14 protein-coding genes are annotated in these 14,240 nt (G+C 38.7%); 2 read left to right on the top strand and 12 right to left on the bottom strand.

What is annotated here, in order from left to right; genetic code table 11:
- A complete protein-coding gene (gene murA / locus H153_RS0104325) occupies positions 1–1,269 on the top strand; it encodes a UDP-N-acetylglucosamine 1-carboxyvinyltransferase (protein ID WP_022846921.1) in 1,269 nt (422 codons plus the stop codon).
- 8 nt (positions 1,270–1,277) lie between these two features.
- Positions 1,278–2,954, top strand: coding sequence for a mechanosensitive ion channel domain-containing protein (locus H153_RS09910; RefSeq protein WP_022846920.1), 1,677 nt, complete (start codon positions 1,278–1,280; stop codon positions 2,952–2,954).
- Here H153_RS09910 and obgE read toward each other — a convergent pair.
- The 12 genes from obgE to H153_RS09275 all read right to left on the bottom strand — a co-directional run bounded on the left by obgE (position 2,951) and on the right by H153_RS09275 (position 14,174).
- Positions 2,951–3,967, bottom strand: coding sequence for a GTPase ObgE (obgE, locus tag H153_RS0104315; RefSeq protein WP_022846919.1), 1,017 nt, complete (start codon positions 3,965–3,967; stop codon positions 2,951–2,953). The two genes, H153_RS09910 and obgE, sit on opposite strands and share 4 nt — an antisense overlap.
- 67 nt (positions 3,968–4,034) lie before the next feature.
- Positions 4,035–5,084 carry an N-acetyl-gamma-glutamyl-phosphate reductase gene (gene argC, locus H153_RS0104310; RefSeq protein WP_022846918.1) on the bottom strand — a complete coding sequence of 350 codons (1,050 nt, stop codon included), beginning with the start codon at positions 5,082–5,084 and terminating at the stop codon, positions 4,035–4,037.
- The gene (gene rpsI, locus H153_RS0104305; RefSeq protein WP_022846917.1) at positions 5,056–5,451 is read right to left on the bottom strand and encodes a 30S ribosomal protein S9; all 396 of its coding nucleotides are present in this window, start codon (positions 5,449–5,451) and stop codon (positions 5,056–5,058) included. Before rpsI ends, argC begins: the two co-directional genes overlap by 29 nt.
- A gap of 11 nt (positions 5,452–5,462) precedes the next feature.
- The gene (gene rplM, locus H153_RS0104300) at positions 5,463–5,891 is read right to left on the bottom strand and encodes a 50S ribosomal protein L13 (RefSeq protein WP_022846916.1); all 429 of its coding nucleotides are present in this window, start codon (positions 5,889–5,891) and stop codon (positions 5,463–5,465) included.
- 100 nt (positions 5,892–5,991) lie between these two features.
- Positions 5,992–6,465: a D-glycero-beta-D-manno-heptose 1-phosphate adenylyltransferase gene (gene rfaE2 / locus H153_RS0104295; RefSeq protein WP_022846915.1), complete on the bottom strand. Its 474-nt coding sequence runs from the start codon at positions 6,463–6,465 to the stop codon at positions 5,992–5,994.
- A 33-nt stretch (positions 6,466–6,498) separates the two neighbouring features.
- Positions 6,499–7,179 (bottom strand): hypothetical protein, encoded by a 681-nt coding sequence (locus H153_RS0104285; protein ID WP_027720009.1) that lies wholly within the window; start codon positions 7,177–7,179, stop codon positions 6,499–6,501.
- A 35-nt stretch (positions 7,180–7,214) separates the two neighbouring features.
- On the bottom strand, positions 7,215–7,919 hold the full coding sequence (locus H153_RS10235) for a ComF family protein (RefSeq protein ID WP_255348293.1): 705 nt from the start codon (positions 7,917–7,919) through the stop codon (positions 7,215–7,217).
- 26 nt (positions 7,920–7,945) lie between these two features.
- Complete coding sequence (locus tag H153_RS09285; RefSeq protein WP_022846914.1) at positions 7,946–9,064, bottom strand: exonuclease SbcCD subunit D; 1,119 nt, start codon at positions 9,062–9,064, stop codon at positions 7,946–7,948.
- On the bottom strand, positions 9,061–10,080 hold the full coding sequence (lpxD, locus tag H153_RS0104275) for a UDP-3-O-(3-hydroxymyristoyl)glucosamine N-acyltransferase (RefSeq protein WP_022846913.1): 1,020 nt from the start codon (positions 10,078–10,080) through the stop codon (positions 9,061–9,063). The genes H153_RS09285 and lpxD overlap by 4 nt, the downstream gene beginning before the upstream one ends.
- Entirely contained in the window at positions 10,080–10,607 is a 528-nt protein-coding gene (locus H153_RS09280; RefSeq protein ID WP_022846912.1) for an OmpH family outer membrane protein, read from the bottom strand. The genes lpxD and H153_RS09280 overlap by 1 nt, the downstream gene beginning before the upstream one ends.
- A gap of 20 nt (positions 10,608–10,627) precedes the next feature.
- Positions 10,628–12,943 carry an outer membrane protein assembly factor BamA gene (bamA, locus tag H153_RS0104265; RefSeq protein ID WP_022846911.1) on the bottom strand — a complete coding sequence of 772 codons (2,316 nt, stop codon included), beginning with the start codon at positions 12,941–12,943 and terminating at the stop codon, positions 10,628–10,630.
- Positions 12,944–12,986: 43 nt separating this feature from the next.
- The gene (locus H153_RS09275; protein ID WP_022846910.1) at positions 12,987–14,174 is read right to left on the bottom strand and encodes an ATP-binding protein; all 1,188 of its coding nucleotides are present in this window, start codon (positions 14,172–14,174) and stop codon (positions 12,987–12,989) included.
- Positions 14,175–14,240: the final 66 nt, after the last annotated feature.

Here is a 14,240-nt window from a genome sequence, read left to right as displayed (position 1 = left end):
ATGTATAAATTTGTTATAAAAGGTGGAAAACCGTTAAAGGGGAAGGTTAGGGTTTCAGGTTCAAAAAATGCAAGTCTTCCCATTATTTTTGCTGCTATTTTAACAGAAGATGCTGTTATTTCGAACGTTCCTGACTTAAGAGATACCAGAACAGCTATTTCACTGCTGACAGATATGGGATTTGAAGCAGAGTTTGAAGGAAATAGGTTGAAGGTTGCTAAGGGAACTAACATAAAGACGGAAGCAGACTATGAGCTTGTTAGAACTATGAGGGCTTCCGTCCTTACACTTGGTCCTCTTCTTGCAAGATTTGGAAAGGCAAGGGTTTCTCTGCCAGGTGGTTGTGCAATAGGTGCCAGGCCGGTTGACCTTCATCTTAAAGCCCTTTCAAAGCTTGGAGCTGATATAAGGATAGAACACGGTTACATAAATGCTGTTGCACCGGGTGGACTTAAAGGTGCTGAAGTTGTTTTTGACTTTCCCACTGTTGGGGGTACGGAAAATCTTTTGATGGCAGCAGTTTTAGCCAAGGGAAAGACCGTGATAAGGAATGCTGCAAAGGAACCTGAAATTGTTGACCTTGCTTGTGCTTTGAGAAAAGCAGGTGCGGTTATAGAGGGAGAGGGAACCGACACGATAGAAGTTGAAGGTGTTGAATCTATAGGGACTATAGACTATACGGTTATGCCTGATAGGATTGAAGCAGGAACATTTGTTGCCTGCGTTGCGGCTGCCGGTGGTGAACTTGTAATAGAAGAGTTCCCTTATGATGTTTTAGGAGCTGTGATTGATAAATTTAAGGATGCAGGTGTCACTATTGAAAAGGTTGATGAGATGACCGTTTTTGTTAAAAGCAATGGCAGGCTGGTTGGAACTGACATCACTACGGAGGTTTATCCGGGATTTCCAACTGACATGCAGGCTCAGTTTATGGCTGCCATGTGCCTTGCAGACGGTGTTTCTATCATAAAAGAGACTATATTTGAAAATAGATTTCAGCACGTTCTTGAGCTTCAGCGACTTGGAGCAGATATAAAAATAGAGGGAAATGCCGCTGTTGTTAGGGGAGTGGAGAAACTTATAGGTGCAAAGGTTATGGCTACTGATCTCAGGGCAAGTGCTTCCCTTGTGGTTGCCGGACTTGCTGCCGAAAATACGACAGAAATTTACAGGATATACCACCTTGAGAGAGGCTATGAGAATCTTGAAAAGAAGTTGTCAGCACTTGGTGCTGATATAGAGAGAGTAAAAAGTGATAGACCTTATTGAGGTACTGAATGCTATTTTTTCACAGGAATGAGATTACAGGTGGTGATATTTATCTTATTGCTTTTACTCTTTCTCTGCTTGCCTTTATTCAGCTTATTAAGGTTTTAGTTCAAAAACGTATAGAAAACAGGTTTTTGAAAGCGCTTGTTGAAAGTTTAAGCGGCATTCTCTTTTTTGTTGCGGGATTTTCGCTGTCAAAAGTAGTTTCCAGCCACATTTTAAAGTTAATATTTGAAGATTTTTCAATCCTGATAGGTTCTGTTTACCTCACCAGAGCTGTTTTTATAGCTGAACAAGCTTCCTCCTTTCCCAGAATAATGACATTTTTCTTCCTAGTCTGTGCATTTTTGACTTCAACTTTGAGCCATTTAAACATTTTGAGGCTTGATGAGAATGTTCTTTATTTTATAAAGAAGTTTTTTGTTGTTCTTTCCTTTCTACCGCTGATAGGGACGCTATCTTCCCTCTTAAAAGGGACGCTTCGTAGCATAGCCTTTACGGCCCTTCTTGTTTTTTATATTACCGTTTCAGCCCTTTGGCTTTCAGGATTTATCGCTTTTGATATGAAGGCTTTGATAGGTATAGGCCTGGTTGCAATTGTTAGTCTTTTTTACAGCTTTCTGGAAACGAGGGGTATGGAGTATGCTTTTACTTACTTTGAAAAACATTTTTTCAGGAAAAGAGATGCTCTTATTTTGATTAAAAATCTTAGACTGTTTGTCACTCTGCTTTTTATTGTTGTTTTGAAAGCCATTCTTGAACAGTTTTTTGGGATTGATAAATTTTTTAAAATTTTAAAGAATGTCTATTTTATAGAGACGGACCTTTTGAGGATAAGTCTTTATAACATTGTCCTTTCCGTTTATTATGCGTTCTTGCTTATCTCTCTCCTTAACATTTTTAAAAAGCTTGTAAAACTTTATTTCCCTAAGGAGAGGAGAAGCATAGAGGGTGGTTCTGCAGAGGCACTTATTTTTAACATAGGTATTTTGTTTGTTTTTATCGTTGTTTTGTCCTCTCTCGGTATTACATGGAAGGTTTTGCTACCTGTTGCAGGTACTTTAGGTGTTGGTATCGGTTTCGGTCTTCAGACGATCATGAATAACTATTTGAGCGGTTTTATTCTCCTTTTCAGTAAGAAATTGAAGATTGGAGACATTGTAGAGTTGCCAATTTCTGTTCCAACTCTTGGTAATAGGGATAGGAACGTTTTCGGTAAAATAGAGGATATAGGTATTCTCTCAACTTTAATAAGGACAAACGACGGCGTGGAGATAGCCATTCCTAATTCTAATTTTATCTCTTCTCCAATAGTTAACTTTTCCCATCATGATCCTTTGGTGAGGTTGAGAATTCCCATTGGTGTTGCTTACTCTTCTGCTCCTGAGACGGTTAGGAAGGTTATTCTTTCTGTTCTTGAGAAGATGCCTGGTGTTTTGAAGGCGCCAAGACCTTCAGTTTGGTTCTGGGAGCTGGGAGATAGTGCACTTATCTTTATAGCCTCTTTCTGGATTGATATACGGCGAGATATAAAAATAGAGGAGATACGGAGCCGTTTTTACTACAACGTGTGGAGAGAACTTAAAAAGGCCGGCGTTGAAATACCGTTTCCGCAGAACGATATCTGGTTTAAAAACTCTCTCAAGGTTGAGATTGAGAAGTTTGAAAAAGGAGAAGACAGTTAAATTTCCTTCTCCTTCTTCTGTTCTTTAACCTTTTCTGAGACAAACCTTAAAAGTTCGGTTACGCCTTCACCTGTTACTGAAGATATGGCAAAGAAGGGATAACCTTTACTTTCAAAGTATCTTTTTGCCTTTTCTATTTTTGATTTATCTGTTACTGCATCTATCTTTGTTCCTACAACTATCTGTGGTTTTTCGGAAAGCTTTGGAGAGTAAAGTTTAAGTTCTTTGTTAATCTTTTCAAAGGCTTCTTCCGGTTCCCTGGTCAAATCTGAAAGATCTATCAGGTGTAGCAGTAGTTTTGTCCTTTCAACGTGTCTTAAGAATTCATGACCAAGACCTTTTCCGGCGTGGGCCCCTTCTATGAGTCCGGGAATGTCAGCAACAACAAAAGAAAAGTTGTCAACTTTTGCAACGCCAAGTATAGGCCTTAGAGTGGTAAATGGGTAATCGGCTATTTCTGGTTTTGCAGCTGTGATCCGTGATAGGAATGTTGATTTACCGGCATTCGGGAATCCTATGAGTCCGACATCTGCAATGAGTTTTAGTTCAAGTTCTATCCACCTTTCTTCTCCGGGTTCTCCCGGCTCTGCAAAGTCGGGGGCCTGACGTGTCGGTGTTGCAAAAGCAGCGTTACCTCTACCGCCTTTTCCACCTCTTGCTACGACTAATTTTTCGCCGACCTTTGTCAGATCACCTATTATCTCACCGGTCTCTGCGTCTTTTACTACTGTCCCGACAGGGACTTTTATTATTAAATCTTTACCACTTTTTCCCGTTCTTTTGTTTCCTTCGCCGTGTCTCCCCCTTTCTGCTTTAAAGTGGCGCTTGTATTTAAAGTCGAGGAGTGTGTGCATACCACTATCTGCAACCAGAATAACACTTCCGCCTCTTCCACCGTCACCGCCTGCAGGACCACCTTTAGGAACAAATTTCTCCCTTCTGAAAGCGACACAACCGTTTCCGCCGTCGCCACCTTTAACGTAAATTTTCGCTCTATCAATAAATTTAGTCATGGTTACCTCTTTGAACGGATTTTTGTTCTGTAATTAAGATATGCGGTGGAGGGAGTTAAAGGAAGTCTTATATCCAGTTCCCTGGAAACTCAAGACCCGTTGTTTCAGGAAAGCCACAGATAATGTTCATGTTTTGAACGGCCTGTCCAGAAGCACCTTTTCCAATATTGTCTATTACAGATACCACAATTCCCAGACCTGTACTTTCATCTTTTGTTACGTAAATGTCGCAGAAGTTTGTTCCTGCAACGTCTGAGGTTTTAGGTGGTTTTTCTCTAAGTCTTATGAAGTATTCGTTACTGTAAAACTCTTCATAGACTCTTCTTAATTCCTCTTTTGAGCTTTGGGTCTTGAAATATATGGTAGAGAGAATTCCTCTGTTCATAGGAATTAAATGAGGTGTAAATCTTACACTTTCAATTTCAAGCTTTTCCGCTATTTCAGGTGCATGTCTGTGGCCTTCTACGGCGTAGGCTTTGAAAGACTCATTTACTTCGCAGAATGTGAAGTCTAACGTTGATTTTCTGCCTGCACCGGTTAAGCCGGATTTGCTGTCAGCAATTACAGGAAAAGAGGTTTCTACAAGTCCTGCTTTCTTAGCAGGGTAAAGTCCCAATATTACACTTGTAGGGTAGCAACCCGGGTTTGCAATGACATTTTTTATCTTTATCTCTTCCCTGTTGATTTCTGGAAGTCCGTATGCACTTTTTTGAAAAAGTTCTTTTGCCGTGTGGTTTACGCCGTAGGTTTTTTCGTAGATTTCCGGATTTTTAAATCTAAAATCGGCACTGAAATCTATGATTTTAAGTGTCTTTTTTGTTTCGTAGAGTTCTTTTACTATTGGATATGCAGTTTTGTGAGGAAGACATAAAAATACAACGTCGGATTTTTCGGCAATTTTTTCTTTTTCGTAGCTTTCAAATTTTAGATTTTCAAATTTCATTCTTGAAAGGTGCGGAAAGACATCCTTTATCCTTTTTCCTTCAAACTGGCGGGATGTTACTGAGACTACGTTTGCGAACGGGTGAAAAGAAAGAAGGCGGAGAAGCTCCGCCCCTGTATATCCTGAAGCACCGATAATAGATATCTTAACGTTTTGACCACTGGTACCTTGCACGTGCGCCTCTCTGTCCGTACTTCTTCCTTTCTTTGATACGTGCGTCTCTTGTGAGGAATCCTGCTTTTTTAAGAACTGGCCTTAATTCAGGGTTGAAGGCCAATAGTGCTTTGGCAATACCAAACTTAACAGCATCTGCCTGAGCAGACTTTCCTCCACCTTTTACCGTGCACCATACATCAAATCTTCCGTTTGTTCCTGTAACGTCAAAGGGTTGTTCCATTATTTTAAGAAGAGCAAGTCTTCCAAAGTAGTCTTTTGCATCTTGTCTGTTTACGGTGATCTTGCCAGAGCCGTTAGGAATTATCCAGACTCTTGCAATTGCCGTTTTTCTCTTTCCAGTTCCGTAATATCTCATTTCAGCCATTGAATCCTCCATTAAAATTCAAGAGGTTTAGGATTTTGTGCAGCATGAGGATGGTTTGGACCTGCGTACACTTTAAGTCTCTTCATCCTCCTATCTCTAAGCTTATTCTTTGGGAGCATTCCCCTTACGGCAATCTTGATTACCTCTTCCGGCTTTTCTTTGAGCATGTCTTTAAGAGTTCTTTCTTTCAAATGTCCAAAGTAACCGGTGTGCTTGTAGTAGATTTTCTGGTTGAGCTTCTTACCGCTGGCGTAGATTTTCTCAGCGTTTACTACAACTACGAAGTCTCCACCGTCAACGTGGGGTGTGTAAGTGGGCTTGTGCTTGCCTATGAGTATCTTTGCAATTTCAGAGGCAAGTCTTCCAAGAGTTTTTCCGGTAGCATCAACAACGTACCAGTCTCTTTTAACCTCTTCCTTCTTCTGCATGAAGGTTTTCATTCTGAATCCTCCGGTAGTTGGCGTTTTTAACAAAAACGCCGAAAATGTAGCGGGCAGGTGGAATTTACTATACTGCTGCTGTTTTGTCAAGGTTTTGTTCTTACTTGCACCCGTGAATTTTTAGAACCTTTTCTATAATTTTTGATGTAGATATATCGTAGGCGAATTCTATCCTTTCAACTTTTTTTGCGTATTCCCTTCCTACTATCTTTTCAAGGGGCCAATCGGCACCTTTAACTAAGATGTCAGGCTTTAGAGCTTTTATAACGTTTAAGGGTGTCTCTTCGTTGAAAACAATTATTCCATCAACCGCTTTTAAACCCTGAAGAACCCGTATTCTATACTGCTGGTGCACTATTGGTCTTTTGTCGCCTTTTATTTTTTTAATTGAGCTGTCACTGTTAACACCTATTATCAAAATATCGCCAAGGGATTTTGCCTTCTCAAGGTAATCAATGTGACCTGCATGGATAATGTCAAAGCAGCCATTTGTAAATACTATCTTTTTGCCTTCTTTTCTTTTTCTCTCGGCAAACGCTTTCAATTCTTCAATGCTGGAGAATAGTAGAGCCATTGTTTCCTCGCAATCTTTTACGGCCATTATACCTTAGTATTGAGGAATGGTTGGTATGTTTTGAGGCACCATTCCTGGAAATCCTGGAAAGTTGAAAGGTTGGCAGCTTTTTGCTTCATCGAGAGGAATTTTTGTTTTTCTGCCTGTTCCAAAATCTTTTAGGTACATTGTCACTCTGCCGTTTTCTACCTGTTTAACTATGCCAAAAGGAACATTGCTACTCACCCATGTTTCACCGGTTTCTGTTTTGAAAATTGCTACAGGAACTTTTTTACCTGTTGGTGTTTTATATGTTCCAAAGTGAATTTTTGGTCTTGTCGGTTTGAACTTTTCCGGTGTCTTTGTATGTGGATTTTCCTGCACCTGAGGTCCCATCGTTGAGCCACCTGCAAAACATATAAGTTGTCCGTCTGGTGTTTTCATTATAGTCTTGACCGGTTGGTCTTTTTCATCAAGCCACAGCTGTATTATTCCTGCCATGTTTTTTCCATACCTTCCTGAAAACTCCACTATGTTGATAGTTTTTCCATTAACTTTCTCTTTTCCGCCGTATATGTAGGTTAGTGTTGTTTTCTTTCCATCTTCACTTATTATCGTGTATTTTGACCAATCACCTTTTTTTAGAGGTTTAAAACCTGTATATGCGGAAGCTATTGCTTTTGTTCCAAAAACTAAGAATAAGAAAGCACTTATAATGTATCCTATTTTTTTCATCTTTGTCTCCCTTAAAAGGTTTTATAGAAATTATACTATTTTGATTTTTTGATGGAGCGTGCGACTGTGTAAACGTAGACGGCATCGGCACCGGCTTTAATGAGTTCTTGTGCTATTTCGTTGACGGTGCTTCCTGTGGTAAATATATCGTCAAACAGGCATATCCTTTTTCCCTTTATTTGAGGTATTACATTTTCTTTTACAGCAAATAGTCCTTTAACGTTTTCTTTCCTTTCCTGTTTTGAGAGTAAAGCTTGTTTTCTTCCATGGAATCTCTTTTCAACGCCATCTATGAATGGAACATTTGCAGCGGACAGGATTAAGTGACACTGGTTGAAACCTCTTGCCTTTAGTTCTTCAGGATGAAGGGGAACAGGGATGATGATGTCTATTTTATTTCCAGATAGAAATTTTTTTAGGTGGTTGGATATCGTTTGGCCGATCTCTTTTCCGATTTCCCGGCGTTTTGCGATTTTGAAGGTTTTGATAGCTATTTCAAGGAGACCTTTGTAGAGTCCAAAATACGATACGCCAGAGAAAGCAAATTTTCTGCTTTTTTCGAAACAATCTCTGCAAAGAGGTTCGCTTCCTGGCGAAAGTTTTAAGGGATATCCGCATACCGCGCATTTTTTTCCTGAAAACGGTCTTATGTGGATGTTCCAGCACTCTTCACAGGTGATTTTTCTGTGCTTGCCAATGAGAAACTTTCCACATACGGCACAGTATTCAGGTGAAAGGATGTCTAAAAGTGTTTCTTCTATGAAAGTTAGAATGTTATCTTTAATCCTGTCTTCTCCTCTAAAAACTTTAAGAGGATTTCTGCTGTGTGTTCGGTTGAAGACGTTGCCAATTCCACGCTTAAATCCTGGACAAATTTTCTCTGGTCTTTAAAGTAATTTCTTACAATTTCTTCTATAGATGTTGTCTTTTTAAGTTTTTCTGTCTCTTTTTCTGAAATGTTTTTTTGAAGAACTCTTACTATTAGAGCTTTTTCTTTTAATCGTTTGATGGCAGTTGTTTCTGAAAATGGTTTTTCGGTGTAGAGGTACTTTATCACTACAATTGGAGGAATCGGACATTCAGATGCCTTTTCTGTTATTTCTTCCAGTTTCACGTTCTCGTCTTTTCCTTCCTCTATCGTAAATGATAAGAAATCCCTTAAATTTTCAAGTTTGATTCTCTCTAATGACTTCTTTTCAAGATCTATTATGTTAAATCCTCTGCTGGTGCTTTCTGCCTCTTTTACTGTTCTAAATTCTGTTACACCTGCGTAGCTGAAGAAATAGCTTTTAGTTTCGTGAATAAAGTTGTGGATATGCCCACCAGCATAGTATGTGAATCCTTCAGGTAGGTCAGACATGCTCATTTCAGCTGCGCCTTCGTACGGAAGGTAGGTATCTATGCCCTGGTGGAACATAAAGATTGAGAATCTGTGTTTTACTGCATTTTCAGAAAATTCAGGGAAGATTTTTTTAGATAACTCTTTCAGATGGCTTCCAGGCATGAACTGGATACCTGCTATGTAAAGGTCGCCGAAAACCTTTTCACCGTAAGGTGAGATAAGTTGTAGCAGTCCGAGATCTTCTAAGATTTTCTGCGGTGGGATTTTCCCTTTTCTGAGTGTTCTGTCGTGATTCCCTGTAATTGCAACTACGGGGATTCTTTTTTCTTTTAGCTTCTTAAACTGTTTTATCGCTTTTGAAAGAGAAGTCATGTCAGGTTGTGGAGATTCAAAAAGGTCTCCCGTGTGTATTACAAGGTCAACATTGGATTCTATGATTCTATCTATTGCCTGTTCAAAAGCTTTAAAGAAGTCTGCCTTCCGTTCAATTAGGTTGTACTGTGCATATCCAAGGTGGCTGTCGGATATGTGTGCAATTTTCAACTTTTTTGCTCCTTCGTAGAGAGAAAGGATTTAATTTTCTCGTAAATTTCAGGCAGACGATTAATCAGGGCTTCCGTTTTTCTCCACGTTCTAAAATCTTTTATCGGGAAACCGGCGTAGATGCCGGGCTTTGTAATGGATTTGGTCACACCAGATTTAGCACCGACTGTTATGTTACTTCCTATTTTAATGTGTCCGGCAACGCCTACCTGCCCTGCAAGTGTGACATTGTCGCCAATTTCTGTAGAACCGGAGATTCCCACCTGAGAGACAATGAAACAGTTTTTTCCGATTTTATCGTTGTGTGCTATCTGGACAAGATTGTCTATCTTTGTGCCATCTCCTATGACAGTATCACCTATGGTTCCTCTGTCTATTGTTGTGTTTGCGCCTATTTCAACGTCGTTTCCTATGATTACTCTTCCAATCTGGGGAACTTTGTAAATTTTCATCTCTTTTTTGCTGAATGCGTATCCGAAGCCGTCTGAACCTATTACTGTTCCACTGTGTATTCTTACGTTTTTGCCAATTTTAACGTCGTGGTAGATGGTGACATTAGCAAAAATTACACTGTTATCACCTATTTCACAACGGTTACCTATTACAACGCCTGGATATATTTTAACATTGTTGCCGATTTTACATTCTTTTCCTATGAATACGTGGTCTCCTATATAGACGTTGTTCCCTATAGTTGCTGTTTCGTCAATAGTAGCTGTCTTTGAAATTCCTGGCTCCGGGTGGGGTTCTTTTATCAGCATTGATAGGATTTTTGCAAATGCTACGTAAGGTTCTTCGCAGATTAATTGTGTTATAGGAACGTTGTACTCTTTTCCGACGATAACGGCAGAAGCGCCTGTTGTTCTGAGAAATTTTTCATACTTTGGATTTGTAAGGAAGGTGAGTTCACCTTCCTTAGCTTTCTGTATCTCATTTACACCCTTTATCTTAATATCCGGGTTGCCTTTTACTCTGCATCCAATTGACTTTGCTATTTCACCGATGCTAACTTCCATTATTTGCCTGCCCTGCTATAAAGTTTAAGGATTTTATCTGTTAGGTCATACTTTGGATCTGCAGATATTATTCCTGCCTCATTCTTTTCAACAATCATTGGAATATTGTGTTCTATTCTGTACTTTTCAACGATTTTAAATACGTCCTTAAGGATTTTGGCTGTAAGCTCCCTCTCAAATTTTGAAAGCAATTTTTGGCTTTTTTGTTGTAGTTGTCTGTACTGGAGAATCTTTGTTTGTATTTCAGTCTCTTTCTGTTGCTTCGTTTTCTGACTGATGAGGGGTGATGAAAGTTCTTTTTTTAACTGTTCAATCTCTTTTGCTAACTTTTTGAGCTGTGATTCAGCCTTTTTAATCTCTGCTTCTAATTCAGTTTTTGCCTTTTTGCCCTGAGGTGACTCATTTATTAATTTTTGCATGTCTATGTAGTAAACTGCAAAGCTATCCGCTTTTGCCTTAACGGTTCCCACTCCAATGATAATGAAAGTTCCTATTAAGGTTAACATCAACTTTCTAAATTTCTCCATTTTAATTTCCTCCCTTTGTTTTAGAAGTAAGTTCCAAGTCCAAAATGCCATTCTGAAGCACTTTCTCCGGGCTTTTTGTCAAGTTTGTAACCTATGTCTAATCTTATTGGTCCAACCGGTGTCATCACTCTTATGCCGCCACCTGCTGCTTTTCTAAGTGTTCCAAAGTCAACTTCGTTCCACCATCCTGCGCCTATGTCGAAGAATCCGATGAAACGAAGGTTATTTGATATATCGTAGCCTATTTCAAAGTTCATAACAAGTTCTCTGTTTGCTCCTTCAGGGTCGCCATTAATATCTACAGGACCTGCCTCACCCCAGCGGAATCCTCTGACAGTTGTATCTCCGCCAACGAAGAATCTGTAATCTATGGGAACCTCTTCCGTTTTGCCGTAGGTGTCTGCAAAACCTGCTTTTAGATGTGCTGATAGAACAATGGGTATTTTGTAATTTTCAGATAGGTCATCGAGATAGATATATTTTGATACATCTGCAACCGCTTCGTAGAAATTGCTATCACCACCAAGGGCTTGACCAGCTACTTTTGTACTTAAACTAAACATAAATCCTCTGTGTGGAAGGAATCGGTTGTCTCTCAAATCGAGGGTAACTCTTGAGGAAAGGAGCCCTATAATTGAAGTTCCTTCTTCTTCCTTGACAATGCTTGTTGCGTTGGGATCTATGTCGCTTATTGTGTTCTTTTCAAGAGTGTAGCCTATCCCAACGTTCCAATCTTTTTTGACTCTTCTATAAACATTGAAGGAAAAGCCTTTCTTGTAGCTGGTGTATGTTGTGTATTCATTTTTGTGGTTGTAAACTCTCAATCCAAGTGTTTGCGGTTGATTGAGCCACCACTTGTGGTTGTATCCAATGTCGAAGTAGGTGATGGATGAACCGAATTGACCTGATATGAATATTGAATCACCGGTTCCGAAAAGGTTACCTTTTCTCAAAGATAGCATTGCAGTCAATTTTGTCATGGAGCTGTATCCGATACCGATGGAGAAGATGCCTGTTAGACGCTCTTTAAGATTTACGTCAATGTCTAAAAGATTTTTGTCCACAACTTTAGGTTCTACGTTGACAGCTTCGTAGTAGCCCGTGTTGTATAGTCTTCTGATGGAGCGTTCCAGCTTTTCAGTGTTAAATATGCCTGTTTCGTATATGTCAAGTTCTCTTCTTACCGTTCTGTCGCGGCTGTCGTAGTTTCCTTTAATGTTTATGTATCTTACTTTTGCTCTTTCTCCCTCATGAATGATAAAAGTGACATTTATCGTGTGGTTTTTCCTGTCAATTTTTGTTTCGGGAGTAGTTGATGCAAAGATGTATCCATACTTACCGTAGAGTCTTGCTACTTTTATTGAGAATATGGTTAATAATTCTGGATTATAGGGATTTTTAGGTTTGAGTTCATCTACTAACTTTAGAAGTTCTTTTGATGTGAAAAGGGTATTTCCTCTAATCGCAATTTTTCCAAAGAAATATTGTGGCCCTTCTTCTAAAATGGGGTATATGACTTCGTAGCAACCGTCAAGTTTCTTTATTATGGGATTTCCAACTTTTATATCAATATATCCTTTGCTTTCATAGAGTTTTTTAATTCTTTCCACATCTTTTTTAAGGTTTTCCTTAACGAGAGATGGATGAAATCTTAATTTCCATATACAGCGTTCCTTTGTAAGGAGAACGCCTTTTATTTCATCTGTGTCTATGGCTTTATTTCCTTTTATTATGATTTTGCAGACGTAAGCTTTCTGTCCTTCATCTATTTTAAATGTCACTTTGACTTTTTGGGGTTCAATTTGGGATACATTATAGTTAACTTTAACATTTATGTAGCCTTTTTCGTGATAAACGCTAATTATTCTGTTCTTTATTTTTTCGAGTTTTTCGTAGGATATTACGTGTCCTGTAAAATTGCCTTCGTCAAATTCTATTTTTTTCTTTAGTTCTCTGGTTGATATGTGTTTATTCCCTTCAAAATTCACGGCTTCGACTATTGGCTTTTCTTTTAGTATATATTTTAGAATCACCTGGTTTCCTGCTTTTTCTTCAATGACTTCTATGGTTTTGTAGTATCCCAGGGAAAAGATGTTTTTTATATCTTCTGCTACTTTCTCGGTGTTTAAAGGTTCTCCGGGCTTTAGAGATATCCTGTAAATTATGCTTTCTTTTGGCAAATAGGTGTTTCCTTCAATTTTTATCTCTTTTATTACCGGTTGTAAGGTTGTGTTTTCTGTGGGTACAGTTTTGTTTTCCGAGATTAACGTTTGGGCACTTGATACTGATGGAATAGTTAAAAGTAGTAATGCCACTACAATAGCTATTTTCCTCAAGGGAGAAACCTCCAGATAATTGGTGGTTACAATGATAACACAGTTACGGGTACGGGAAATATACTTTAAAACATGTTCCTTTACCAACTTCGCTTTCAACGTCAACTTTTCCATCTAACTTTTCAACGGCAAGTTTGACGATGGACAATCCAAGCCCTGTACCACCTAACTTTCTGGATCTTGACTTGTCAACTCTGTAAAATCTCTCAAATATAAATGGAAGGTGGGATTTTGGAATACCAGGACCTGTATCACAGACAGAAATTTCTTGTTCTTTAGGAAGCGTTGAGTATTTTATGTCCACTTTTCCACCTTCGTGGTTGTACTTTATGGCATTGTCTATAAGATTTCTGAACACGAAGTAGAAAAGCCTTTCATCACCTGTTACCTCAAGATCTTCAGGAAGGTGAGATTTTACTTCTACATTTTTCTTTTTGGCTATTACACTCGTTTCCTCTATTATTTTATCGATTATAGGCTTCAATTTAATTTTTTTCTTTTCAAACGGGATGCCTTTACTGGTTTCTAACATCGTTAATGTTATTAAGTCTTGGATGAGTTGTTCCATATATTCTATTCTTCCCTGTGCTTTTTTGATAAATTCTGTTGCGGTTTTGTTCTCTTCGCACTCATCTTCAAGGGTTTCCATTAATAGTTTAAGTGTTGCAACAGGTGTTTTAAGTTCGTGGGATACATTTGCAATGAAATCTCTCTTGAGATTTTCGTACTTTTTGATTTGTGTGAGATCTCTGAGCAGCAAAACTTTTTCTTCTACATCTGCAGCGAATACAAGTTGTATATAACGGTTTTTTATCTTTTTACTTTCCCAGACGTTGTACTTTTTATCAAAATTTTCATTAATAAATGTTATTACATCCAAGTCACTTATTACCTGGTAGAAGTATCTACCTTTGTAGTTTTCTTTATCTATATCGAGAAGTTCTCTGGCAAATCTGTTAGTGTATATAAGTTTCCCGGAGGGTGACATAATAACGAGACCTTCGTTAAGGAGGTTTAGAGCTTGAGACAATAAATGAATGTTATCCCGGCTTTTTCTCTCGCTAATCTCTTTTTCGATACAGTAGATAAGTTCGTTCCAGTTTACTTTATCGGGAAGTGAAAACAGACCGGTAAGTTTTTTCTTTATTTGAGCTGTTCTTCTTAGCTGAACCGTTAGTATTCCTGTTGCTATTCCTGCTGCACATAGTCCAATGGTGGCAAGAGCAAGCATTTTAAAACCTCATTTTGTTGTAAATGTACTGAATAAAGTTTATCATTTAAGTGTTAGAAATAAACC

Origin of the sequence: Desulfurobacterium sp. TC5-1, from assembly GCF_000421485.1 — a bacterium.
Classification (GTDB): Bacteria; Aquificota; Aquificia; order Desulfurobacteriales; family Desulfurobacteriaceae; genus Desulfurobacterium_A.
The sequence above is the reverse complement of the archived record's forward strand: the minus strand, read 5'-3'. Positions and strand labels throughout refer to the sequence as shown.